Raw genomic sequence first — 23,213 nt, 5'->3', positions numbered from 1 at the left:
AAACATTACTTAAAAATGGTTTCGCTTAGCGCATAATAAATAGCCATTATTGCAGAAAAAATCGCGCTTGCCAAAAAACGCCAATTAAGATGAATTCTATTTTGAATAACGTAATTTGCCACAAATGAGATCGGAATATTCACCAAAAACGACCAAAAAGAGATGTATACTAATTGCCAGCCTATATGGTTTACATTACCCGAAAACAGTTTAATGAATAATAAATGACGTGCAATCCAAAAAGGGTTAAAATACAAAATAGCTAAAGCGGTTTTGGTTAAAGTCAATTTAGATTTTTTTAGTGCTTTTGTTTTTCTATCGATCCAACTAAAATAATTTGGTATTTCGAAAGCATAAACAGTCGCTCCAATAAAAACAATTCCTACTATTCTTGTCCATAAAAATTCATTTAAAATTATTGCAGCTATTGTATCTCCGATACTATAGATAATAGCTCCTCTAATGATATTTGATTTTGTATATTTTAATTTCATTTATCAGCATATAAACTCATTAAAACTTTCTCTGGAGTAAATGGTGCATGAAATTTTGGTTGATAATTTTTATTAAATGCTTTAACAGCGTCTTGTATCGCAAAATAAGCCCCAATACCATACATTAACGGAGGCTCTCCTACAGCTTTAGATTTTAAAACAGCCATGTGGTTTCCTAATGTTTCTAATGGAATAATATCAATTTCTTTTGGTACAGAAAAAATGTCTGGAACTTTATAACTTGATAATGTATTAGAAAGTAATTTCCCTTTTTCATTAAATGCTATTTCTTCCATTGTCATCCAACCTATTCCTTGAGCCAATGCCCCTTCAACCTGACCAATATCAATACCTAAGTTCATACTTTTTCCAAAATCATGAACTATTTTTACGGCATCAAACTTGTAAGTTCCTCGTAAACAATCTACGGTCACCATTGTTATAGCTGTACCATACACATGGTATGCAAATGGATGCCCTTTCTCCTTTGTTTTATCAAAATGAATTACTGGTGTTGCATAGTGTCCATTTTCAGACAAAGCAACACGTTGGCTCATAGCTTGCTCCACAACCTTTTCCCAAAACAGGTCTGATTTATTATTATTCACAAAAACTTTATCATCTTTAAAAGATATAATCTCTTCTTCAACAGAAAGCATGGTTGCTGCGACTTTGGTTAATCTCTTAATCAGAGCACTACAGGCCTTTAAAACAGCATTCCCATTTAAATCTGCTGTTGAACTTGCTGCAGATGGTGATGTATTTGCTACCCGTGTGGTATTTGTTGTTTCTAGTTTTACTTTTGAGGGATGAATACCGAGTGTATTTGCAGTTATTTGCAACATTTTGGTGTTGACACTTTGTCCCATTTCTACGGCGCCTGTACTAACTCCAACACTACCGTCTTGGTATATATGTATTAATGCCCTTGCATGATTCATTTGTGTATTGGTAAATGATATCCCAAAAGCAATGGGCATTAAAGACAATCCTTTTTTGAGAACAGTATTTTCTTTGTTAAACAATGCTACTTCCTTTTGTAGTTTATCAAATTGAAATGCTTCTTTGGTCATACGCCAGCATGCTTTTGCTTCTACCTGAGTTGCTATTTGACCATATGAAAACTCATCACCTTCTGTTAATAAATTTGCTTCTTGAATTTCACTTTTATCTACCCCCAATTTATATGCTGCATGAGCAATAGCAGATTCTATGACAAACATACCTTGGGGTCCTCCGAATCCTCTAAAAGCTGTGTTTGGAGGTAAATTTGTTTTACAACTACGTATTATTGATGATACGTTGGGAATAAAATAACTATTGGTAGCATGAAACAATGTTCGTTCTGCAACAGCAGGGGATAAGTCTGCTGCGGCTCCAGAATTTTGCAAAAACTCTACATCAAAAGCTTTTATTTTTAAATCCTTTGTTAATCCTATTTTAAAGGTTGATTCGTAAGGATGGCGTTTACCTGTCATCCTCAAATCATCATGTCTATTTAAAATATATTTAACTGGTTTTTTAAGATGTTGTACGGCTACTGCTGCCATTACTGCCCACGGGGTAGCTTGATCTTCTTTTCCGCCAAAACCACCTCCTAATCTAATAACATCTATTTCTATTGTATGCATCGCAACACCTAAAACACGTGCTACAATTTTCTGAACGGCAGTTGGTCCCTGTGTTGATGACGTGATTTTAATATTTCCATTTTCCATAGGAACGGCATAACAACCTTGAGTTTCTAAATACAAATGTTCTTGCCCATTAGAAAAAGATTCTCCCTCAAAGACATAATCGCAATTTGTAAATGCCTTTTCGGTATCTCCTAACATAAAAGAGCGTGGCGCATTTATATAACTACCTTTTTCTTTTGCCTCTTTTGCTGTTGTTATGACGGGTAATTCATCAATTTCAATAGTTATTAAAGCTCTTGCTTTTTTTGCAATACTTTCTGAGATCGCAACAATAAAGGCAATAGGCTGCCCCATAAAATGCACCTCATCCTCTGCCCATAATGGTTCATCTGGAAGTATCCCTCCAATCTGATTTTCGCCATTTATATCTTTATGAGTAAATATTTTAATGACACCATCTACCTGGGCTGCTTTATCATAATTAATATTCTTAATTTTTCCATGTGCTATAGGAGAATCAAATGTCAACCCATATAATGTGTCTTGTCTTACGATGATATCGTCTACGAAAAGAGACTCCCCTCTTACATGTCCATAAGAATCTATATTTCTCATAAGTCTAAAAGAGTTTCTGGTTTAATTTTGGTCGGAAATAATTCTATAAAATGAGTAAAAAATAACTGTCTTGCCAATAATCGCTTGTATCCTGATGCACCTCTAACATCACTAATTGGAGTTATTTCTGATTGTAAAATCGCTTCTGCTTGCTTAATGATTTCTGTACTCATTATTTTTCCACTCAAAAAACTACTAGTTTTAGATAAATACTTAGGTATTGGAGCAACGCCTCCAATAGCAATACAAGCCTCAGAAATCACATCTTTTTTCATAGTAATTTTACATGCCGAATTAACACTTGCAATGTCCAAATGTGTTCTCTTACTAACTTTTTCAAAATTGAACCTGGTGTCCTTTAGAGGTATCTTAAATGAGATAGACTCAATTAGCTCATCTTCTTTTAAATCGTATTTTTTATAATCTAAATGAAAGGATTTAAATTGAATGCTTCGTTTGATCCCTGCTTTATTCTTTATCACCAGAGTGCTATCCAAGGCTAGAAAAAACACCGACATGTCTCCAATAGGTGAAGCATTAACAAAATTTCCACCTAATGTCCCCATGTTCCTTATCTGTTCTGAGGATACTAATTTTAAAAAAGATTTTAGCTTTGGAAAAAAAGATCTTATTTGTGAATTATCTAAGATTTCTGAAACTGTAGTATTTGCTCCAACCGTACATATATCTTCGTTCATTTCAATTCCTTTTAATGACTCATCTTCGACTATTAAATGTACCGCAACTTCTGATAACCTATCAGCGTGTCTCACATAAATATCTGTACCATTAGCAACTATTACTCCTTCCTTTTTCAAAGTTTTTAATTCCAGTGTTTTTAGTTTTTCGGGAATGTGCTTAAAATAATTAGGTATAAATTTTTCTTTTATTAGCCAACCAAGTTTATTGACCTCTTTATTATTAGCTAGCCTATCATCAACTAGTTTAGCTGCCTTTTCTATAGACTTATACCCTGTGCACCTACAAATATTTCCACTTATAGCATCAGTAACCGTATTTGCTCCTGCTGTTTTTTGTAATGTATACCCCGTTAGAGATACTACAAAACCAGGAGTACAAAATCCACACTGGGTTGCATAGCTCTCACTCATACTTTTCTGGGCTATATTAAGTTCTTTTGATAAATTAATGCCCTCTATAGTTACAATATGTTTTCCGTTAGCATTTCCTAGTGGATAAATACAGGAAGTAATACTTTTATAGGATACTGCATCGTTTTTTAATTCTCCAACTAATACGGTACAAGCACCGCAATCTCCCTCTCTACAACCAATTTTTGTTCCTTTTAGCTGGTTGTGATCTCTCACAAAATCCAGCAACGTAACACCAGAGTTTACAGCAGTTCTTATAATCTGGTTATTTAAAATAAATTGGATCATATAACTAAATGGTTTAATAGAAATATACTAAAAATTTAATACTTAATTAGTTTTGGCTATTTAATTGAGTTTTTTTGATTTATCCTAGAGAGGGTAACTCTACATAAACCTTCGTATACAGTATCAAGACGTAATCTTTATTTTTACTGATAATCAGAATGATATCTTCTTTCTACATCTCTATATCGTTTGTTGTATGATGATCTTTAGATACCAACAATGTTTGTAGATGAACTAATTTTGCAAACTGTGAATTTAAAAATATGTAAAAGAAAAGAATTAATCAGACATATCAATTTAAGTACCACTATAGTAGTAATTATTTATTATATTTGTATTTAATTATCATTATGGTATCACTTATTACATCGATAAAAGCTCAAAAGATAGTAGCGCAAAATATGAGAGCATTGCGTCTTGAGAAAGGGCTTACTCAAACAGGATTGTCTGAACGTTCAGGCGTAAGCTTATCTTCTTTGCGAAAATTTGAACAAAAAGGAGTGCTTTCACTTGAATCTTTTTTCAAGTTAGCAATGGCATTGGGGTGTCTCGAAAAACTCATTGAAGCAACAAAGCCTTTGGAAAATAATTTTTCATCCATAGATGATGTATTAAAAAGTAAAGAAGATAAAAAACGGAAAAGAGGTTGGCGTAAATGAGTAATTACATTTCTATAAACGAATTAAAAGTTGGGATAAGTTTTAATGAAGAAATTATCCCTGTTGGGCGTTTAGCAACCCGAGATAATCGCATCTATTTTGAATATGAACAAAATTTTATCAGCAGAGGATTAGAAATATCTCCTATAAAGCTTCCTTTAACTACAGGACTACAGGTGTTTGACTACCGACCGTTTGAAGGATTGCCTGGTGTTTTTAATGACAGTCTCCCTGATGGTTGGGGAAGACTACTCTTTGATCGATATGTAAGAAGTCAGAATTTATTGCCAGAAGATTTTTCTCCTTTAGACCGTTTAGCTCATATTGGTATGACAGGACTTGGCGCTCTGGTTTATGAACCTGATTATAGCGATGTGGGAACACAACAAGAAGATATCAATCTCGATATACTTTCGCAGCAGACACAAGACGTATTGGATGGAGAGGCGAATGAGGTTTTACAAGAACTTATTGACCTAAACGGTTCTTCTGCTGGTGCACGCCCAAAAGCACTAATTGGTATCAATGAGAGTAAAAATCATATTATTTCAGGAACTGATACACTTGCTGAAGGTTATGAACATTGGCTAGTGAAATTTGCCAACGGCTCAGATGGTATGGATGCAGGAGCTATTGAATATGTATACGCACTTATGGCAAAAGAGGCAAATCTTGAAATGATGCCTGTACATCTATTTGAAGCTTCAAAAGGTGCTGGATATTTTGCTACAAAGCGTTTTGATAGAAACAAAAATCAAAGATTACACATGCATACAGCAAGCGGATTATTACATTCCGATTTTAGAATGCCTTCATTAGACTATGAAGATTTAATTACACTTACAGGAGCTTTAACACAAGATATTCGAGAAGTGGAGAAAATGTATCGTCTTGCCGTCTTTAATATATTGTCTCATAATCGTGATGATCATGCTAAGAACTTTTCATTTCTTATGAACGAGACTGGCGAATGGGCACTTTCTCCTGCGTATGATTTAACATTTTCTTCTGGCCCTAGAGGGCATCAAAGTATGATGGTGATGGGAGAAGGGCAATCTCCTTCTATAGAACATCTTATCAAACTTGGTAAGGAAGCCAATTTAAAACGCCCTCAAATTAATGAAATCATTGAACAAACTAGTCATGCTCTTGCCCAATGGGAAAACTTAGCAATAAATTATGGGGTAACAAAAGCAAATATTAAACTCATAAAATCTAGAATGCTTTAGCTCCTTAATATATTTATTTGGTTCTGTCTCATCACCCTACAACAACCAAATCATTATCAGTTCATAGATTATAAATAGCTATAGATCAGAAGATTTTACTTGAAAAAAAATCAGTACTCTAAGTGGACAAATTGATAATTTTAAAGAAGAAAAAACGTTTATAAACAAAAATAACCACTTCAAAATGAAGTGGTTATCGTAGTAGCGGGAACTGGACTCGAACCTGTGACCTTCGGGTTATGAGCCATTTCGGTCGCACTATAACCATACTGAATGTCAGTACTTTATTTTTTTTGAAGTACCTATAAACTTGCAAATACCTACAAATGGGTACTTAAAACAGGTACTTTTTTATGAAGTACCTATTTAACGTATGCAAACACCAACATATAGAAACAAACAAATACGTAAAAACTGTACACAATTGCTGCATACAGTTTTTAGCTTTTTCCTTTTAATGATTCATTAAATTATTATCATATTCAAAAAATTACTTGTAGATAACCAAATGTTTAGAATAGATTTTCCGTAAAAACCTAAAACCTATGATTTATGTAACATTGAATTCCTATTGTATAACCTTGCATCGATTAATTATAAAGATCTTTGTAATAAATATTATAAAATGAGAATATAATCGTTTTCAAAAAATGAATCTTGAACGACCTAGAATTACCAAAATGATAATGCATGCGGAGTATTTGATATATACTACAAAACATTTTCAGGTAAAAAAAAGGCAGAAATTCAAAACTCTGCCTTTTTTAATAAAGTTGAATAAAACCTTACAAAACAAATATTCTTTAGTAAGCAAGTATTAAAACAATACACAAATCAATATTAATAGATCAATTTTAATATAAAATGACGACACATAATTAGTCTAACTCTTAAAGCCATTCGAATAGATTTTTTAAAATCGTCATTTTTCTTGCTGATTCTTTTTATCCTCAGAGGTTATTTACTTATTAACTAATTCTCTGGGGTCAAAAAAAAATAAAAAAAACAAACCTCTTCTAATATTAATTATGAAACTAAATAAAAATGTAATTCTAAAATATGAAGTAGGGGATACGGTATTTACTAAAATAAACCCCAGCATTTCGCTGATAGTAAAGCGATATATTGATGGAATCTACTACTGTGGATTTCAAAATGATCCAGACAGATGGGAATTGGGTTTGTCTGCAAGAGCATTGGTAGGAAGTTAAACCCTTTCTAAAATCAATTTCTTTTTATCTAAAATCACTAAAAATATGAAAACATCAGCAATTGTCTACTGCGAAAATGAATATGGCAAACTGGATGGTAAAACAGCAAACGGTCTTGTAAGGCATTCTGACAAGTATAAAATTGTTGGTATTATTGATAGTACAAAATCAGGTCTTGATGCAGGAGAATATTTAGATGGAATCAAAAATGGGATACCCATATTCCGAAATTTTAATCAAGCTATCGAAATGTTGGATAGTATTCCAGAATATTTTATCTACGGCATTGCTCCTCTCGAGCCGTTACTTAGCGATGAGGAGAAAAAAATCATTTACACTGCCATTAAAGCCGGAATTCATATTGTAAATGGGCTTCCGGAGTTTCTTTCTGATGATGAAGTTTGTATGAACCTCGCAAAAAAATACAATGTATCCATATTTGATGTAAGAAAACCACCTCTAAAAGAAAATCTTCACCACTACACCGGCAAGATAAGAGATGTTCAAACTCCTATCATAACAGTATCAGGTACAGATTGTGCTGTTGGTAAACGAACTACAGCACTTAAATTGGTAGAAGCTCTGCAAAAAGAAGGTTTGAAAGCTATCTTTATAACTACAGGTCAGACAGGGATACTTCAGGGTTCTAAATATGGTATTGCGATAGATGTTCTCAGTTCTGGCTTTGCGACTGGAGAAGTTGAAAATGCTATTATGGAAGCACTCAAAGAAAAACCCGATATTATTGTAGTAGAGGGACAGGGCGCACTTAGTCATCCGGCATTTACCTCATCGAGTGCAATCATTAGAGGTGCAATGCCTAAGGCAATTATTCTTCAGCATCCGCCAAAAAGGCGTAACAGATGTGATTTTCCCAAAATCCCCATGCCAACACTTGAGAGTGAAATAAAAATGTTAGAAGCCTTCTCTGGATCCAAAGTAATTGCAATTACAATCAATCATGAAGAGATGAATGACCAAGAAGTTGAAAGTATAACAAAGATTTATGAAGAAAAGTACCAATTACCTGTCACTGATGTCTTAAAAAATGATTGCAGCAAGCTGATAGAAAAACTTTATAAAATATTCCCCGATTTAATTCGTGTCAATCCATTACTATGCCAACCCCAAGAATAGATATTAATCTTAAAAAAATTGCTCATAACGTTAAGGTTTTAAGCTCCCTTTTTAAGTCAAAAGGCATCAATATAATCGTTGTTACGAAAGGAGTTTGTGCGCATCCGCATATTGCTAATATTTTGGTAAAGAGCGGAGTAAAAATTCTTGCTGACTCAAGAATAGCAAATATCAAAAAAATGCGTAACGCTGGGGTGAAAGCTACTTTTTTATTGATTAGGACACCTATGATAAGTCAGGCAGAATCAGTAGTGTTAGATACCGATATGAGTCTAAATTCGGAGTTATCTGTCATAAAAAAACTTTCAGAATTTGCTGTCTTACATGGTAAGATCCATAAAATCATAATTATGGTAGAATTAGGAGATTTGCGCGAAGGTATTCTCCCATCACAATTAGAAAACACTATCAAAAAGGTGCTAATACTTAAAGGCATTGAGCTTAAAGGGATAGGCACAAATCTTGCTTGTTTTTCCGGAGTTAAACCCACAACAGAAAAGATGAACATGCTCTCTACTATTGCTGTTAGTATTGAAAAAAAATTTCATATCAAACTATCTGTAATTTCAGGAGGAAATTCGGCTAATTATAATTGGTTCAGCACTACAAAAGATGTTGGCAGGATAAATAATTTGAGATTAGGAGAATCTATATTTTTGGGTTATGAACCCTTAACAGGAAAACCGATTCCAAAACTTTATCAAGACGCTTTTATGCTCGTAGCTGAAGTTATAGAATTGAAAAACAAATCATCGATGCCAGATGGCGAGATTGGTCTAAACGCCTTTGGTAACAAACCAAAATTCAAAGACCAAGGCATAATACGGCGAGCTATCCTAGCTATGGGTGTTCAGGATGTAATGGTGGCTGGATTAACTCCTAAATTGGATATTGAAATTTTGGGAGCAGGTGGCGATCACATTATTATAAACGCCAAAAAAGAGAACTTAAAAGTTGGTAGTGATGTATCATTTACATTAAAATATGGGGCGTTGGTTACAGCCATGAACTCATCCTACATTTTTAAAAATATCATTACTCCTATCAATGGGGAAGAGTATTGTGCTATTGTAGAAGAAAAAGACAGCTTGCACAAAAAGAAAACAGCAGTTATGACTGTCAAGGAAGATCACTCTCCATTGATAAGTCTTCAGGATTCGGATTTTAATCTAATATTTGAAAAGTCCATTCAAAAAAACTATCGTTATTTGGTTAGAGAAGAAGTGTATAAAAAAATAGGGCGAATTAGTGAACTTCTGAATAATCAGGGCAAAAAACTAATTATTAGATCAGCCTGGAGGTCATTTAAGCATCAGCAAAAACTATTAGAACAAAAGGCCAGTTTTTTGAAAAATAAATATCCGAAAAAATCAATAGAAGAAATAAATAAAATTTTATCAAATTTTGTTGCTCCCAAAAGAAAATCTACCCATTCGACAGGAGGTGCTGTTGATGCCCTGATTTATGATTTGCGAAAGAAATGTGTACTTGATTTTGGAACCAATGATGGGCTACATATTGATCTAAATGAAAAATGCTACCCTAAACATCCTGACATTAGTGAAGAAGCAAAGAAAAATCGCAAACTTCTGATAAAACTTTTCGAGGATGAAGATTTTGTGTGTGATCATAAAGAGTATTGGCATTTTGACTATGGCAATATTGGTTGGGCAGTAGAAAAGAATAAGGAATATGCTAACTATGGTGTTTTAAAGGAATCGTTTGTACAGTCAGCAGCTCTTAATTATCCGAATAAAGTGTTCTTTTATCTGTAAATGAATTAATAAATTTTAGCTATCGGATTAGAATAACTACGATGAAGAAGACAGGTCAAATTATAGCTCAGAATATTAGTTTAATAATCAAAACCTGGGAGGAACAAGTTAAAAAAGAAATTCTCTCTTCAAAAAACATGGATGTTGTTATCTTACAGGATCATTTACGCTATTTTACAAAAGATATTTCGGATGTGATGACAAGATATAGTAATCCTATATATGCTTGTCCTGATGAAAAATACATCGAAATTTTTGAAAACTGTTCACAACATGGAAAACACAGAGCTTTATCTTCCAATTATACTGTAGACCAGATCATTCTGGAGTATATTATTTTTAATAGAGTCTTAACAGAGGTTTTAATCTTAAACAATGTATATACATTGGATGTAGGTGAATTATTAAAATACTTTATGGAAATGGCTACACTTAAATCTGTGGAAGCATTTTCGAAATCTATTCAGGATATGCAAGAAAAACTTGTGGGCACATTAGCACATGATATCCGTAACCCCCTTTCTACTGCTAAAACCTCCTTAGAATTATTAGATTGTCAAGAAGGGGAAGATTTAGTAAGTACAATGAAATACATTGCAATAAAAAGTGTCACCAAATCACTTGGACTTATAGAAAGTTTGATGGATGCAATTACAGTAAAGGCAGGTCAAGGTATAATGTTGGAGTTTGCTGAAATCAATATCTTTAAAATTATTAATGAGATATACAAAGATTCTGAAACAATTTATTTTAATGAATTTGAATTTAAATACACTTCAGATAATATAGTGGGAATATTTGATGGAACTGCTATTCGAAGATTAATAGAAAACCTTATATCCAATGCAGTTAAATATGGATTATACAAATCACCCATCACTATTAATATTAAAGATCTAGGTGAAGCTGTGGAGTTATCCATCCATAACTATGGAAAGCCAATTCCCAAGGAACGACAAGGTCAAATTTTTCAATTCCTAAAGAAAGATAATGATTCTATTCAATTAAATAGTTGGGGAATGGGACTTACATTAGTTAAGATTGTGGCAGAAGCCCATGGAGGTTATGTTAACTTAGAAAGTGATACAATAAATGGTACCCGATTCACTATTTTGATGAAGAAGTCAATCAATAAACCGGGAAAAAAAAGAATTAAACTGTAATTCATAGATTTTATATTTGCTGTCACACTTTGTAGTTTGCCTATGCTAGCACTCATAACAATAATAATTCTGTTACCCTCCCAAAAAAAAGGTTAGCAATCTTAGAAGTAATCGCTACAGCCATTTAATCCCTCTTGTTTTTACATTTTTATATACGTTCTAAGCTGACTGCTCGAATAATGCCAAAGATATCCGACTCTTTCATAATAAGTGCATCAATACCCTCAATAGTAATTTCTGTTCCAGAATATTTTTCATATAATACGGCATCACCAACCTTTACAGTCATGGGTTCATTTTTCTTACCCTTTCCTACAGCCAATACGACACCTTTTTGAGGTTTCTCCTTAGCTGTATCTGGTATAATAATACCTCCTTTTGATTTTTCTTCTTCAATGTCAACTTTTACCAGTACTCTATCAGCAAGTGGTTATATTTTAGATTTATGCATGATTATTTTTGTTAAGTGTAGTTCAATAGGTTTGTAGCTCAATGAAAAGCAACTCTAACTCTGCTCTGGTTTTCTTAAGTTTAATAGCAAGATTATCAAGCATCATTTCTTTTTGATCATTTTCAAATTCAAAATCTTTATCAGATAAAAAAGTGAATCTCCGTTTGAGCATTACCTTTTGCTCTCTCCAACTTCTTGTAATATTTGTTTTAGCCATTTTACTATTTATTTGTTTCCATTAAGCATTTGTTTAGTTAATTGAGTTGGAGGATTTATGATTGTTTCTGGATCTAATAGGAGACTTTTTTTCGCATTAATACTAAGCGTTGGAAGAAGGTTAAAATCAATATTATTAGCATTATTTGTTATTTGATATGGTCTTCTTAAAGCTTCCTCCAAAATACCCAATATAGATTCATCAACCCTTTCGTCGAATTTTCTGGCGAATAAGTTGTCTCCTAGTGTTAAGAAATCGATATCCGCTCTTGTCAAAGTTTCTGGTTTCAATGTTATATCACCATCAACTACCCTTACAACAACTCTCTTATCATCGTTTATAATCGTTTCTTTGAATGAAGTATTCATTAATGCAGTTTGAAAAAATGATTTATCAGCAAATAGGATCTTACGATAGAAATCTTCAAACTTTTTCATTTCGGGACTGTAACAAATAAATTCACAGCATGCTCTGGTCAAGATCATCCATTGCCCGCCGACATACCAAGTCATATTTTTCATGAAAGATCTTTTATAGGGTATGCCCGAAAAGCCAATATCTATCTCCTGAAAATGGTTTTCAAAGCGGTTTAGCGTATCAGGTTTCTTCTCAATTTGATTGACTATTTTTATGAAGTTTTTTTCTTTATTCCTGCTCAAAAAATCAAAAATAAAATCTTGAGATTTCAAAGGAAAATCCTGATCGCTTAGATTAATAAAAAAATCCCATTTAAGACAACGATTTAGAAGGTATTTCATCCCATTAATTTGAGACTGTACCATACTATATCCTCTCCTCTCTACATTTTTACTTTTTAAAAGATAAACGCTGGAGTAATCTGCCAAAAATGTTTTAACGCTCTTTTCAGTGTTTATATCAATCTCTTGATCGATCTGTATTAAGTAGTGGTTTTCTGGATGGTAAATAGCTTTAAACAATCGTTTGAACTGTTCAGGAAAACGGTGAACCAATATGAAGTAGGCAATCTTCGGCTTCTTTTTTGGAATGTTAAAATGAAAACTTTGCTTTTTTGTTATGCCTAATTCTTGTGTCATTTTATGGATGTGTTATCTTGTTCTTAACTTTAGTCATTTTAAGTAATCATTATAAAAGCTCTCTTTCAAAAAACACTACTTCCTTTTTCTTAGGATCTTCTGCAAACGTACAGTAATAGATTCGGCGGTAGTATAATCGTACAATCAATTTAACTTCAGGATTTGCTTTGGCGTAAACAGTATCACCTAGTTTGAATTTATTTTCTTGTCCTTCCATATCCTTTATATTTAAATTCTAAATGCTCACATCTTCATAACCGCTTTTAATGATGATCGACATCATTTTAAACCGTTTATTAGCCTTTACTACATTTCTTGTATGAGCTGGGATAATGATTACGTGACCAGTTTCAATCGTATTTGATTCTTCATTAATAATAATTTCAGCTTCTCCGTCTATAATCTGAATAAGATTGTCAAAAGGAGATATTTTAGAGGGCAACGCTTCTCCACTATCAAATGATAATATAGTTACAGTTCCTGTTTTTTTCTTCAGGATAGCTTTCATAATCACAGATCTAGGTTCATAATCAATAGTATCAACCAACTTAAGTTTAAAGGATTTTTCTAATTCTTGGTTTTTCATGGATAAATAGGATAGAAGATTAATGCTAAACTAGAATAAGATGATCACGATTTTTTACATAACGTTCATTCACCACTCCTTTTCTCCTTTCTTTTTGCAGCTTTTGCGGCCCTTTTTTCTTTCAAATTTTTTGCAGGTGCTTTTTTACCTGACTTGGATTTACCTTCTTTTTCTTTTGACATGATTTTCTATTTTTAGATTATTAACACCCTTTCAAGTATAAAAAAGAGTTTGATACGTATACAAAAATCAGTTAATTAATACTTTAATGCGTTACACTAGTTTAGGTCTACATTACATATATCACACTTTTGAATATTAAACAGCCTATTTGTCAGATTAATAATTTATTAGGATATGATTAGATAGTAATTCTCCTTTTGAGGTTTTTCTTATTAATCATAAACAAAAGAGTCTAATTATAAAGAAGAAGGCATTATATCACTCCCCTTTTTAAAAGGCTCCTTATAAACAATTGTACGGTGTGGATATGGGATTTCAATACTTTCTTTATCAAACCTTTTTTTAATAGATTGATTAATATCATAGTGCATATCAAAAGCTTTGTATGGATTATCACACCATACTCTAGCTTTCAGGTTTACACTACTCTCACCAAAACCAATAAGAAAAACCCGAACAATTTCTAGGTCTTTATTTTTTTCCTTCTTAGATCGGTTGTCAATACAAAAAGGGTGTTTTTCTGCCTCCTCTCTCATAATGGTTTTGGCGGTATCAATATTGCTTTCATAACTTATTCCAATCTCAATTGATTGACATATTTTTTCATTTGCAATACTACTATTGATAACTGTTTCACCACTTATTATTGAGTTTGGGATAATGATCCTTCTATTTTCAAAATTGACAATTACTGTGTGTCTTAAAGTAATATCTTCTACTGTCCCTGTATATTGATTAGCAATTGTGATAAAATCACCAACTCTAAATGGCTTGAAAATAACAATAAAAGTTCCACTAACAATATTAGATAAGGCTTGTTGTGCAGCTAATCCAAGAATAGCTAGAAAAATACCCGCGCTTGCAAAAACCGTAAGAGCATAGGCTTTAAGGGGAGGAATTAGAAAAGTAATAGTAACCAAGGCAATTAGCCAAAATAGAAAAGCAACAGCGTTTTTTAAAAAATGATAATGCGTAGGAGCTATTTGAGATTTTTTTGAAGTATGCAGAATGTACTTATTGAGTACCCATATTGATACTTTGATAAGTGCCATTGTCACCAAAATGACTAAAACAACAATTATGATGTAATTGTTGCTCCATTTAGTTATGAAATCTATTATTTTCATAGGCAATGACCTGTTTTTATCAAACCCAATATGAAGCTAAATACTAATTTTGATTATATTAAAAACAGTTATATGTTAACTTTTTTTTTTGTTTTAAAAGAAATCAAATGAATCATTACAAATAAAATTATCATAAGCTAAAGATTGATCCCATAAGATTACCCTATCATTGTTTTAGCTTTTTAGCAACATCACTTACTCCGATAAAGGGTATAGCACCTGCGCCTGTTACTTGTGGTAAAACTCCATTCCATTTTTCTATAGCTTTAAGGTTTGCTTCTATCTTTCTGAGTTCGATTAGATCGGGTGAAATATTCATTTTTTGTAAACGCAATGCCTCAGCTTCAGCTTTCGCAGCGGTGATTGTTTGTTCTGCTTCTACTTTTATACGGTCCAAATCTCGTTTTGCCTTTAATGCATTTTGTTCTGCAGTTTGTTTTGCCTCAATAGCATCAGTAAAAGTTTGGGAAAAGCTGAAAGAGATAATAGAGAATGCATCAACTGATATATTTGATGCAAGTAATCTTGAGGTAAGTGCTTGTTGCATTTCGGTGCTAACGGCTGGTCTTTTGGTAATTAATTCTTCTGCAGTATATCTGGCTGAAACAGCTTTCATTACCTCTTGAATGGCTGGATCAATAATACGCTCTTTAAATTCTACTCCAATGGTTTGGTACACTAAATTTGCTTTATCCGGTATAATATGATAATTCAAGGCTACTGATAAATCTACATCCTGAAGGTCTGAGGAAGAGGATGCAGCATCAGTCATTGTTTTTTGGATTTTTACATCCATTAGAATCACTGTTTGCATTATTGGTACTTTAAAGTGAATCCCTTCCCCTAGTACAACATCTTGAACTGCCCCAAAATTTTGAACAATTCCTCTTTCACCTGCTCCTACTTGAGCCCATGGCTTAAATGCTATTAGTAGTATAAATACAAATGCCAAAATGAATAATTTCTTCCATTTGCCATTTTTCAATGCATTCTTTATTTGATTTATATCTTGATCATCCATTTTACTTTTATTTTACTACAAAAATGGGATAATTAAATATACATTGTGTTATACTACATTAAATCCATATTACATATATCACACATTCTCAAATATCAATACAGCAAAAGATTATTTAGTATAAAAATAACCTTCAATAAGCATGGTTTCTGGCAAAAAACAGGTCACCTTTATGGTTATGAATAAAAAAATAATTTTATCAATGGGTTTACCTATTAGGATAAGAAATGTGACTAGTAAAACAGCTATCATTGAGCTTAATGCAGGGCATTTTGTGGTATGTAAGTATCAAAACAATATATCTGTTTATCTAAATGATGCAAAATTGAAAAAGTGGTATCCTGTAAATTGGTATAAAAGATTGGTTTATATGTTTAAGATCAGGCTAACAGGATATAATTGGTTATAAATCTTCCAGGTTCTTTTTGCGCTTTTCTTTCAATTTTTTATAAAATGTAGGTGTCAAACCTGTAACTTTTTTGAATTGATTAGATAAATGAGCAACACTGCTGTAGTGCAGTCTATAAGCAATCTCTGTAAGGTTTAATTCGTCATAAATAAGCAATTCTTTGACTCTTTCAATTTTATGAATAATAATAAATTGCTGAATAGTAATCCCCTTCACTTCTGAAAATATATTAGCCAGATATGTATAGTTATAATCTGCCTTTTTACTGATATAATCTGAGTAATTCACTAAAGGCAATTCATCTGTGTAATGGATCATTTCTATAATGATATTTTTGATTTTTTCAATTAGAATGCTCTTCTTATCATCTAATAATTCTAAGCCAGATTTACTTAGATTTTTCTTCAGTTGAATATGTTGCTCTTTAGTTATATCTTCCAAGAGTTCTATAACACCTAACTCCAAAACGACATAATGCAATCCAAGTTTTTTTAACTCTTCTTTCACCATGAGTTTGCATCGTAAACTGACCATGTATTTAATGAATAATTTTGTACTCATGTCTATATTTTGACGAAGTATTTGTTTTTTGTTAAGAATTAGAATTTTATATCATTCCGAAGATACTGTCCAGGCACAAGCTTCTGTAAGCGTAGTACGGTTGACACTTCTCTATTCTTCTTCCCTCAATAATTATATTCTTAATAAACGATATGATAAAATTTTCTCCGACATGTTTATCAATATGTAATGGATATTTTTCAAGTATAACGGAAAAAATTTCGTTAAAAACCAATATTCTTTCAAATCCAGGTGCAGTTTTATAACAAAACGAATAACCGCCCTCAACCTGTCCTTGATAAACCCCATCTAATTGTCTTATCTGATTTATTTCTTGGGAAGGGGAAATAACATATGAAATTAGCATCATTAGGAATAATTTTATTCTCATTGTTCTTTTTTTGTCCTTTGTAAGGAGTTTTACTTTAAGAATTTATATTTAAGTATCCTCAGACAATCTAAATATTTCAATTATCCTTGAACTTGGATTTTAGCTAATTAAAGTTTAAGTATATCATCAGTATAGGAAATAAGACATAAAAAGCCATCTTCAATAGATGGCTTTTCAACAGTTTTAAAAATACGTGACTCATTATTTGACCAATTCAACATTGACCGCGTTCATTCCCTTCTGACCTATTTCCATCGTAAACTTTACGTTGTCGTTCTCACGAATTTCATCTATAATACCGCTTTGATGTACAAAGACATCCTCATCGGAATCCTTGAGTTTAATAAAGCCAAATCCTTTGGCACTATTGAAAAATTTTACTGTTCCTTCTTTCATTACTTTGTATTTATTATTCTATTTAATGTTTGTTATAATTATTCACTCCGCTTCTTAGCGTTTTTTTTGAGAAGTTAGAATTTGTTCTTTCGAAAAAAAATAGATTTTTGATACTACCAGCTTTTTGTTTTAAGCCTGTCCAGGTATAATTTGAGGACGATGTATAAGCATAAAAAGATTGAGAAACAAACAGAAATATTCAATTGCGAGGACTTGTTCTACATTGAAAACAGCGTCCAAACTGATGTTGCTATCCTTACATTTAGCTTAAAAATGTTTTTTGCACTATTGCCGAGAAAAAAAGAGAGCAGAAAAAGAAAATTGAATCCGAGAAAACAAGATTAAATTGGAGCTTTCAGAATTTTAACATGATAAAGATACCTTTAATTTGATTGCTATTCCCAAATCATATGTTAAATACCGAGATACAGTATTTCGTAATTTAAAACAAACCCATATATCAACTTAAAATGGCTCTATCGCATTAATTCTTTTCTTTTAAATATTTTGAAGTTTGCAATTCAAAAAATTACAATTACAGCAGATTTTAAAGAATTTGAATCAGCACAAAGAACACTAGCAGGAATAGAAATCATAAATATTATTAGAAAAGGGCAAATATTGAATTCTAAGAATTCTGCATTTAAAACCTTCTGCTCTCTGGCTGCTTAGAATTTCTAAACTGATAATGATTTGATTGGTGAAGGGATTAATGCGACAGAACCCTACAGATCTATCTTAAACTACTTTATCAATAGAAGCACAAACGCTTCAGCAGAATCATTTAATGCAAAAATAAAAGCCTTTAGAGCACAATTCAGAGGAGTCAAAAATGTAGAATTCTTCTTGTTTAGATTAACTAGAATATTTGCATAAACACAACAATTGATCTTGATCCAAAGTAGCCTTGATCACCCCTGTCCTTTTACAGGCTTGATCTATAGGAATATTCATATTATCATAGAGATGTTTGGTGTATTGGTATTTTTCTATGGTTTCTTTTTTTAGGATCTTTTGATCTCCCTAGAAGTTTTTTTCGCTTTCTTGCATTGACAAGGTATACTTTCTGTAGTTTATTGAACAATTCCTTCTCAAAAAAATAATCTGAGAGCATAGCTATCAAGTTCAAAAAGATACTCCAAAAGATACTTCAGATTAAAATAGGGAATTTCAATATTCATAAACACCTAAAAATCAAATCATTAAAAATAAATTGCAAGAATGATTGTAGGGAACCCTAGGGTAGAAAAGCATAGAAATTCTTATAAAACAAAAAAAAGCTAAAACATTAAAATTCAATGTTTTAGCCTTTATTAGTAGCGGGAACAGGACTCGAACCTGTGACCTTCGGGTTATGAGGCTAAATGAGCAACAACATAACCCTTTGTTTATAAGGGATTTATTAATTTACGGAGTACATAAATACGTGCATTTCGTGCATTTCAGTACTTAAAATCAGTACTCTGCGGTGGAGTACTGATTTATAAATTTTCATGAAAAAGAATAATCCAATTTATAATAAAAAAAGAAAGACAGAGACTCCTCCTCTATCTTCAAAAAACTATAAAAGTTTTAAAAGGGCTTGTGTGTGTGCTGGTTACCAACTCTCACCAGTAATTAAAGACAATAGCTAAAAAGTAATTTTGCAGATCTTTATAACTGGTTCCTGCACTAGATAATATCTTCTTGTAATTTGTAATAATATCCTTAGAAGAATAGTATCATATTTTTTTGTTTTCTATAATTAAATTAAGTTATTCTTAATAATAAAACCATGGAAAAAATTAAAAAAAACATTTAATATCATTTTTTTATTACATTTGATTAAATAATAATGCGTTTTATATAAAGAACGTATTGCCTATATAAATGAAAACGTTTTTCAGATTCGGGCTTAGGAGCATAAAGAAGTCTACTCCAAAAGCTGCCTCAGGGATGGGGAACCGAATTCTCAGGCTGACTTCTAAAGTATATACAACACTTAGATTATTGGAACGAATACAGTTCGCGCCCTACACTGTTTTTATTTTTCGTGTATGAGATTAGATTGAAACTAATTGCTTTCGCAATTTCTTATGTATCAATTTCTAATTTTTCAAGCATATTATAATGAAAACAAAATATATCGATTTGATCGAGCAAACCTTCCATTTTCCACAGGAAGAGTTTTCGCTCCAGAATAGCCAATTACAGTTTCACGGCATTGACCTTATGAAATTGATTGCTCAATATGGCGCACCTTTAAAATTCACGTACCTACCCAAAATATCTGAAAACATCAATAGAGCTAAAGGGTGGTTTGACAATGCTATAAAAGAAAATAACTATGCAGGTAACTACAACTATTGTTATTGTACTAAAAGCTCACACTTTAAACACGTATTAAATGAAGCTCTAAAGAATCATATCCATATTGAGACTTCATCAGCTTTTGATATTGATATTGTTGAAAATCTAAAGATGCAGGGTAAAATCACTAACGACACCTATGTGATTAGTAATGGCTTTAAACGTGATCAATACATACAAAATATTGCCCGATTAATCAATAATGGACATCATAATTGTATTCCTATCATTGATAATTACGAAGAACTGAATCTATTAAGTGATGTAATTGATAAAGATTTTCAGGTGGGTATCCGCATTGCTTCTGAAGAAGAACCAAAGTTTGAGTTTTATACTTCTCGATTAGGAATCGGGTATCGTAATATTGTACCTTTTTATAATAATCAGATCAAGAATAACCCAAAAGTGAAACTAAAAATGCTTCACTTCTTTATCAACACGGGCATTCGTGATACTGCTTACTATTGGAATGAATTACAAAAATGTCTAAAAGTATACATAAATCTTAAGAAAATATGCCCATCATTAGATAGCTTAAATATAGGTGGAGGTTTCCCGATAAAAAACTCTCTGGCCTTTGATTATGACTATCAGTATATAATCAATGAAATTATTAATCAAATCCAAATTGCTTGCGAAGAAGCAAGAGTTGACGCACCTAATATCTTTACAGAATTTGGCAGTTTTACAGTTGGTGAAAGTGGCGGTGCTATTTACGAAGTACTATATCAAAAACAACAAAACGATCGTGAAAAATGGAATATGATCAATTCATCTTTCATTACAACAATGCCAGATACATGGGCAATAAACAAACGTTTTGTGATGTTGCCCGTAAACAGATGGGATGATGAGTATGAGCGCGTACTACTTGGTGGATTAACCTGTGATAGTGATGATTATTACAACTCCGAACAACATATGAATGCCATATATCTACCAAAATACAAAAAAGACAAACCATTATATATTGGTTTTTTCAATACTGGTGCGTACCAAGAAACTATTGGTGGTTTTGGAGGGTTACAGCATTGCCTGATTCCACAGCCCAAACATATAATAATTGACCAGGATGAAGAAAGTAATCTAATCACTTCTGTTTTTGCAGAACAGCAAACTTCAGAACAGTTATTATCAATTCTAGGATATCAAAAAAAGTCTGAAAGAGCATCTGAACCCTTTGAAACTCAAACTTTAGAAAACACAATTTAAACCATTAATATCTTTTAAAATGAAAACCGTTAAAACATATGCCGGAATCCCAGAACAATATGCTGGCTATGATACATCAAAAGTAGTATTGATCCCTGTTCCTTATGATGGGACAAGTACTTGGGGTAAGGGGGCTGATAAAGGACCTGAAGCATTTTTACATGCTTCTGAAAATATGGAATTCTATGACATAGAAACCGATAGTGAAGTATACAAGCAAGGTATTTACCTTACAGAACCTGTGAACGAAAATACCTCTCCAGAAGCTATGGTTACCGCCGTACATGATATTGTTAAATCCAATATTAAGCGTAACAAATTTGTAACTCTTTTTGGTGGTGAGCATTCCATTTCTATAGGAGCCATACGTGCTTTTGATGAGTGTTTTAATGATTTAACAGTAGTTCAAATAGATGCTCATGCGGATCTCAGAAGAGAATATGAAGGTTCTAAATACAATCACGCTTGTGCATTATACGAAGCCAATCAAAATACCAATCTTATTCAAGTTGGGGTTCGCAGCATGGATGCTTCAGAACAATTAGTAATGAACAAAGAAAATGTCTTTTTCGCTCATGAAATGGCAACCGATAATTATTGGATGGACAATGCAACCGAATTAATGACTGATAATGTCTATATCACTTTTGACCTGGATGCTTTAGACCCTTCTATTTTACCTTCAACTGGAACACCAGAACCGGGAGGATTGTTATGGTATGAAACACTTGAATTTCTTAAGAAAATATTTGAAGAAAAAAATGTAGTTGGATTTGATATTGTAGAATTATGTCCAAATAAAGATGATAAATCTTCTGATTTTGCTGCTGCTAAACTCTACTATAAAATGTTGAGTTACAAATTTACTGAACTAGATGTTGATGACGCAAATGAAAATTTATATACCCTTAAAGGCAATGATAAAACTAGCCACTTAAAATTTTCTGACGATGAGTATGAAGGATAAAGGAACTATCTCACAATTTATAGAGAAGTATTATTTACATTTTAATGCTGCTTCTGTGGTAGATGCAGCCAAAGAGTATGAAGCCCAAATTAATAATGGCTCAAAAATGTTAGTATCTCTCGCTGGAGCAATGAGTACTGCCGAGTTAGGTAAGATTTTTTCGGAAATCATACGCCAAAACAAAGTACATATTATCTCTTGTACAGGAGCAAACTTAGAAGAAGATATTATGAATTTAGTAGCACATAACCACTATAAACGTGTGCCTAATTATCGTGATCTAACCCCAAAAGAAGAGTGGGATCTATTAGAACAAGGGTTAAATCGAGTTACAGATACGTGTATCCCAGAAGAAGAAGCTTTTAGAAGACTACAGCAACATATTTTTAAGATCTGGAAAGATGCCGAAGAAAAAGGAGAGCGTTATTTTCCACACGAGTTTATGTACAAAATGTTGTTATCTGGTGTATTAGAACAGTACTATGAAATTGATATTAAGGATAGTTGGATGTACGCTGCGGCAAAAGCCAACTTGCCAATGGTAGTCCCAGGATGGGAAGATAGTACCATGGGAAACATCTTTGCTAGCTATGTAATGAAAGGAGAGCTTAAAGCCAGTACTATGAAATCTGGCATAGAATATATGACATTTTTAGCAGATTGGTATACTGATAATTCTGAAAATGGTATTGGATTCTTCCAGATAGGTGGTGGTATTGCAGGAGATTTTCCTATTTGTGTTGTACCAATGTTGTATCAGGATATGGAGCGTACAGATACTCCATTCTGGAATTATTTCTGTCAGATAAGTGACTCAACCACAAGTTATGGATCTTATTCCGGAGCGGTACCTAATGAAAAAATCACTTGGGGTAAGTTAGATATTGATACCCCGAAATTTATTATTGAGTCAGATGCCACCATTGTAGCACCATTAATATTTGCTTATTTATTAGATATGTAAAAGA

At 32.5% G+C, this 23,213-nt stretch carries 23 protein-coding genes and 2 pseudogenes; 12 read left to right on the top strand and 13 right to left on the bottom strand.

Annotated features, from left to right (window positions below; all coding sequences use genetic code 11):
• Positions 1-5: 5 nt before the first annotated feature.
• The 3 genes from C1X07_RS21405 to C1X07_RS21395 are packed head-to-tail and all read right to left on the bottom strand — an operon-like array spanning position 6 to position 4,146.
• Positions 6-494, bottom strand: a complete 489-nt coding sequence (locus C1X07_RS21405) for a hypothetical protein (protein ID WP_103072086.1) — start codon at positions 492-494, stop codon at positions 6-8.
• Positions 491-2,746, bottom strand: coding sequence for a xanthine dehydrogenase molybdopterin binding subunit (locus tag C1X07_RS21400; protein WP_103072085.1), 2,256 nt, complete (start codon positions 2,744-2,746; stop codon positions 491-493). Before C1X07_RS21400 ends, C1X07_RS21405 begins: the two co-directional genes overlap by 4 nt.
• Positions 2,743-4,146, bottom strand: a complete 1,404-nt coding sequence (locus C1X07_RS21395; RefSeq protein ID WP_103072084.1) for an FAD binding domain-containing protein — start codon at positions 4,144-4,146, stop codon at positions 2,743-2,745. The genes C1X07_RS21400 and C1X07_RS21395 overlap by 4 nt, the downstream gene beginning before the upstream one ends.
• 350 nt (positions 4,147-4,496) lie before the next feature.
• On the opposite strand from C1X07_RS21395, the gene C1X07_RS21390 reads away from it, so the two are divergent.
• The 6 genes from C1X07_RS21390 (at position 4,497) to C1X07_RS21365 (ending at position 11,320) form a co-directional block, all read left to right on the top strand.
• Positions 4,497-4,805: a helix-turn-helix domain-containing protein gene (locus C1X07_RS21390; RefSeq protein WP_103072083.1), complete on the top strand. Its 309-nt coding sequence runs from the start codon at positions 4,497-4,499 to the stop codon at positions 4,803-4,805.
• Complete coding sequence (locus tag C1X07_RS21385) at positions 4,802-6,034, top strand: type II toxin-antitoxin system HipA family toxin (protein ID WP_103072082.1); 1,233 nt, start codon at positions 4,802-4,804, stop codon at positions 6,032-6,034. The genes C1X07_RS21390 and C1X07_RS21385 overlap by 4 nt, the downstream gene beginning before the upstream one ends.
• Before the next feature lie 1,028 nt (positions 6,035-7,062).
• Positions 7,063-7,245, top strand: a complete 183-nt coding sequence (locus C1X07_RS21380; protein WP_103072081.1) for a hypothetical protein — start codon at positions 7,063-7,065, stop codon at positions 7,243-7,245.
• 45 nt (positions 7,246-7,290) lie between these two features.
• Complete coding sequence (locus C1X07_RS21375) at positions 7,291-8,382, top strand: DUF1611 domain-containing protein (RefSeq protein WP_103072080.1); 1,092 nt, start codon at positions 7,291-7,293, stop codon at positions 8,380-8,382.
• A complete protein-coding gene (locus tag C1X07_RS21370) occupies positions 8,364-10,157 on the top strand; it encodes an alanine racemase (RefSeq protein ID WP_103072079.1) in 1,794 nt (597 codons plus the stop codon). The genes C1X07_RS21375 and C1X07_RS21370 overlap by 19 nt, the downstream gene beginning before the upstream one ends.
• A gap of 41 nt (positions 10,158-10,198) precedes the next feature.
• Positions 10,199-11,320 (top strand): sensor histidine kinase, encoded by a 1,122-nt coding sequence (locus C1X07_RS21365; protein ID WP_103072078.1) that lies wholly within the window; start codon positions 10,199-10,201, stop codon positions 11,318-11,320.
• Positions 11,321-11,468: 148 nt separating this feature from the next.
• Here C1X07_RS21365 and C1X07_RS21360 read toward each other — a convergent pair.
• The 7 genes and pseudogenes from C1X07_RS21360 to C1X07_RS21335 all read right to left on the bottom strand — a co-directional run.
• Positions 11,469-11,750: pseudogene (locus C1X07_RS21360) on the bottom strand (co-chaperone GroES); the annotation flags it as partial.
• A 43-nt stretch (positions 11,751-11,793) separates the two neighbouring features.
• Complete coding sequence (locus tag C1X07_RS21355; RefSeq protein ID WP_103072077.1) at positions 11,794-11,988, bottom strand: general stress protein CsbD; 195 nt, start codon at positions 11,986-11,988, stop codon at positions 11,794-11,796.
• An 8-nt stretch (positions 11,989-11,996) separates the two neighbouring features.
• A complete protein-coding gene (locus tag C1X07_RS21350; protein WP_103072076.1) occupies positions 11,997-13,043 on the bottom strand; it encodes a beta-1,6-N-acetylglucosaminyltransferase in 1,047 nt (348 codons plus the stop codon).
• A 49-nt stretch (positions 13,044-13,092) separates the two neighbouring features.
• On the bottom strand, positions 13,093-13,260 hold the full coding sequence (locus C1X07_RS25115) for a hypothetical protein (RefSeq protein WP_164914221.1): 168 nt from the start codon (positions 13,258-13,260) through the stop codon (positions 13,093-13,095).
• Positions 13,261-13,278: 18 nt separating this feature from the next.
• Positions 13,279-13,629, bottom strand: coding sequence for a cupin domain-containing protein (locus C1X07_RS21345; RefSeq protein ID WP_103072075.1), 351 nt, complete (start codon positions 13,627-13,629; stop codon positions 13,279-13,281).
• Positions 13,630-14,048: 419 nt separating this feature from the next.
• Positions 14,049-14,939: a mechanosensitive ion channel family protein gene (locus C1X07_RS21340; protein WP_103072074.1), complete on the bottom strand. Its 891-nt coding sequence runs from the start codon at positions 14,937-14,939 to the stop codon at positions 14,049-14,051.
• Positions 14,940-15,105: 166 nt separating this feature from the next.
• Positions 15,106-15,960: a prohibitin family protein gene (locus C1X07_RS21335; protein ID WP_103072073.1), complete on the bottom strand. Its 855-nt coding sequence runs from the start codon at positions 15,958-15,960 to the stop codon at positions 15,106-15,108.
• Positions 15,961-16,162: 202 nt separating this feature from the next.
• Here C1X07_RS21335 and C1X07_RS21330 point away from each other — a divergent pair, with 202 nt between their 5' ends.
• A complete protein-coding gene (locus tag C1X07_RS21330; protein ID WP_128755351.1) occupies positions 16,163-16,369 on the top strand; it encodes a hypothetical protein in 207 nt (68 codons plus the stop codon).
• Here C1X07_RS21330 and C1X07_RS21325 read toward each other — a convergent pair.
• From C1X07_RS21325 to C1X07_RS21315, 3 genes are all read right to left on the bottom strand, one after another.
• Positions 16,364-16,903, bottom strand: coding sequence for a helix-turn-helix domain-containing protein (locus C1X07_RS21325; protein WP_103072071.1), 540 nt, complete (start codon positions 16,901-16,903; stop codon positions 16,364-16,366). The two genes, C1X07_RS21330 and C1X07_RS21325, sit on opposite strands and share 6 nt — an antisense overlap.
• Before the next feature lie 73 nt (positions 16,904-16,976).
• Positions 16,977-17,321: a hypothetical protein gene (locus C1X07_RS21320; protein ID WP_103072070.1), complete on the bottom strand. Its 345-nt coding sequence runs from the start codon at positions 17,319-17,321 to the stop codon at positions 16,977-16,979.
• 201 nt (positions 17,322-17,522) lie between these two features.
• Positions 17,523-17,717, bottom strand: a complete 195-nt coding sequence (locus C1X07_RS21315) for a cold-shock protein (protein WP_103072069.1) — start codon at positions 17,715-17,717, stop codon at positions 17,523-17,525.
• A gap of 507 nt (positions 17,718-18,224) precedes the next feature.
• Between C1X07_RS21315 and C1X07_RS25110 the strand changes: the two genes are divergently transcribed.
• The 5 genes and pseudogenes from C1X07_RS25110 (at position 18,225) to C1X07_RS21290 (ending at position 23,209) form a co-directional block, all read left to right on the top strand.
• The gene (locus tag C1X07_RS25110; RefSeq protein WP_164914220.1) at positions 18,225-18,389 is read left to right on the top strand and encodes a hypothetical protein; all 165 of its coding nucleotides are present in this window, start codon (positions 18,225-18,227) and stop codon (positions 18,387-18,389) included.
• A 54-nt stretch (positions 18,390-18,443) separates the two neighbouring features.
• Positions 18,444-18,593, top strand: a pseudogene (locus C1X07_RS21305) (transposase); the annotation flags it as partial.
• A gap of 1,233 nt (positions 18,594-19,826) precedes the next feature.
• Positions 19,827-21,278, top strand: a complete 1,452-nt coding sequence (locus tag C1X07_RS21300) for an arginine decarboxylase (RefSeq protein ID WP_103072067.1) — start codon at positions 19,827-19,829, stop codon at positions 21,276-21,278.
• Between the two features lie 19 nt (positions 21,279-21,297).
• Complete coding sequence (gene speB, locus C1X07_RS21295) at positions 21,298-22,245, top strand: agmatinase (RefSeq protein WP_103072066.1); 948 nt, start codon at positions 21,298-21,300, stop codon at positions 22,243-22,245.
• Positions 22,235-23,209 carry a deoxyhypusine synthase family protein gene (locus C1X07_RS21290; RefSeq protein ID WP_103072065.1) on the top strand — a complete coding sequence of 325 codons (975 nt, stop codon included), beginning with the start codon at positions 22,235-22,237 and terminating at the stop codon, positions 23,207-23,209. The genes speB and C1X07_RS21290 overlap by 11 nt, the downstream gene beginning before the upstream one ends.
• The last annotated feature ends 4 nt before the right edge of the window (positions 23,210-23,213 follow it).

Source organism: Aquimarina sediminis, assembly GCF_002895435.1.
Taxonomy (GTDB): Bacteria; Bacteroidota; Bacteroidia; order Flavobacteriales; family Flavobacteriaceae; genus Aquimarina; species Aquimarina sediminis.
The sequence above is the reverse complement of the archived record's forward strand: the minus strand, read 5'-3'. Positions and strand labels throughout refer to the sequence as shown.

What these genes read in the sequence shown, in the direction of transcription:
- C1X07_RS21405 (WP_103072086.1), bottom strand. Translation starts at nt 494, where the DNA reads ATGAAATTAAAATATACAAAATCAAATATCATTAGAGGAGCTATTATC.
- C1X07_RS21400 (WP_103072085.1), bottom strand. Translation starts at nt 2,746, where the DNA reads ATGAGAAATATAGATTCTTATGGACATGTAAGAGGGGAGTCTCTTTTC.
- C1X07_RS21395 (WP_103072084.1), bottom strand. Translation starts at nt 4,146, where the DNA reads ATGATCCAATTTATTTTAAATAACCAGATTATAAGAACTGCTGTAAAC.
- C1X07_RS21390 (WP_103072083.1), top strand. Translation starts at nt 4,497, where the DNA reads ATGGTATCACTTATTACATCGATAAAAGCTCAAAAGATAGTAGCGCAA.
- C1X07_RS21385 (WP_103072082.1), top strand. Translation starts at nt 4,802, where the DNA reads ATGAGTAATTACATTTCTATAAACGAATTAAAAGTTGGGATAAGTTTT.
- C1X07_RS21380 (WP_103072081.1), top strand. Translation starts at nt 7,063, where the DNA reads ATGAAACTAAATAAAAATGTAATTCTAAAATATGAAGTAGGGGATACG.
- C1X07_RS21375 (WP_103072080.1), top strand. Translation starts at nt 7,291, where the DNA reads ATGAAAACATCAGCAATTGTCTACTGCGAAAATGAATATGGCAAACTG.
- C1X07_RS21370 (WP_103072079.1), top strand. Translation starts at nt 8,364, where the DNA reads ATGCCAACCCCAAGAATAGATATTAATCTTAAAAAAATTGCTCATAAC.
- C1X07_RS21365 (WP_103072078.1), top strand. Translation starts at nt 10,199, where the DNA reads ATGAAGAAGACAGGTCAAATTATAGCTCAGAATATTAGTTTAATAATC.
- C1X07_RS21355 (WP_103072077.1), bottom strand. Translation starts at nt 11,988, where the DNA reads ATGGCTAAAACAAATATTACAAGAAGTTGGAGAGAGCAAAAGGTAATG.
- C1X07_RS21350 (WP_103072076.1), bottom strand. Translation starts at nt 13,043, where the DNA reads ATGACACAAGAATTAGGCATAACAAAAAAGCAAAGTTTTCATTTTAAC.
- C1X07_RS25115 (WP_164914221.1), bottom strand. Translation starts at nt 13,260, where the DNA reads ATGGAAGGACAAGAAAATAAATTCAAACTAGGTGATACTGTTTACGCC.
- C1X07_RS21345 (WP_103072075.1), bottom strand. Translation starts at nt 13,629, where the DNA reads ATGAAAAACCAAGAATTAGAAAAATCCTTTAAACTTAAGTTGGTTGAT.
- C1X07_RS21340 (WP_103072074.1), bottom strand. Translation starts at nt 14,939, where the DNA reads ATGAAAATAATAGATTTCATAACTAAATGGAGCAACAATTACATCATA.
- C1X07_RS21335 (WP_103072073.1), bottom strand. Translation starts at nt 15,960, where the DNA reads ATGGATGATCAAGATATAAATCAAATAAAGAATGCATTGAAAAATGGC.
- C1X07_RS21330 (WP_128755351.1), top strand. Translation starts at nt 16,163, where the DNA reads ATGGGTTTACCTATTAGGATAAGAAATGTGACTAGTAAAACAGCTATC.
- C1X07_RS21325 (WP_103072071.1), bottom strand. Translation starts at nt 16,903, where the DNA reads ATGGTCAGTTTACGATGCAAACTCATGGTGAAAGAAGAGTTAAAAAAA.
- C1X07_RS21320 (WP_103072070.1), bottom strand. Translation starts at nt 17,321, where the DNA reads ATGAGAATAAAATTATTCCTAATGATGCTAATTTCATATGTTATTTCC.
- C1X07_RS21315 (WP_103072069.1), bottom strand. Translation starts at nt 17,717, where the DNA reads ATGAAAGAAGGAACAGTAAAATTTTTCAATAGTGCCAAAGGATTTGGC.
- C1X07_RS21300 (WP_103072067.1), top strand. Translation starts at nt 19,827, where the DNA reads ATGAAAACAAAATATATCGATTTGATCGAGCAAACCTTCCATTTTCCA.
- speB (WP_103072066.1), top strand. Translation starts at nt 21,298, where the DNA reads ATGAAAACCGTTAAAACATATGCCGGAATCCCAGAACAATATGCTGGC.
- C1X07_RS21290 (WP_103072065.1), top strand. Translation starts at nt 22,235, where the DNA reads ATGAAGGATAAAGGAACTATCTCACAATTTATAGAGAAGTATTATTTA.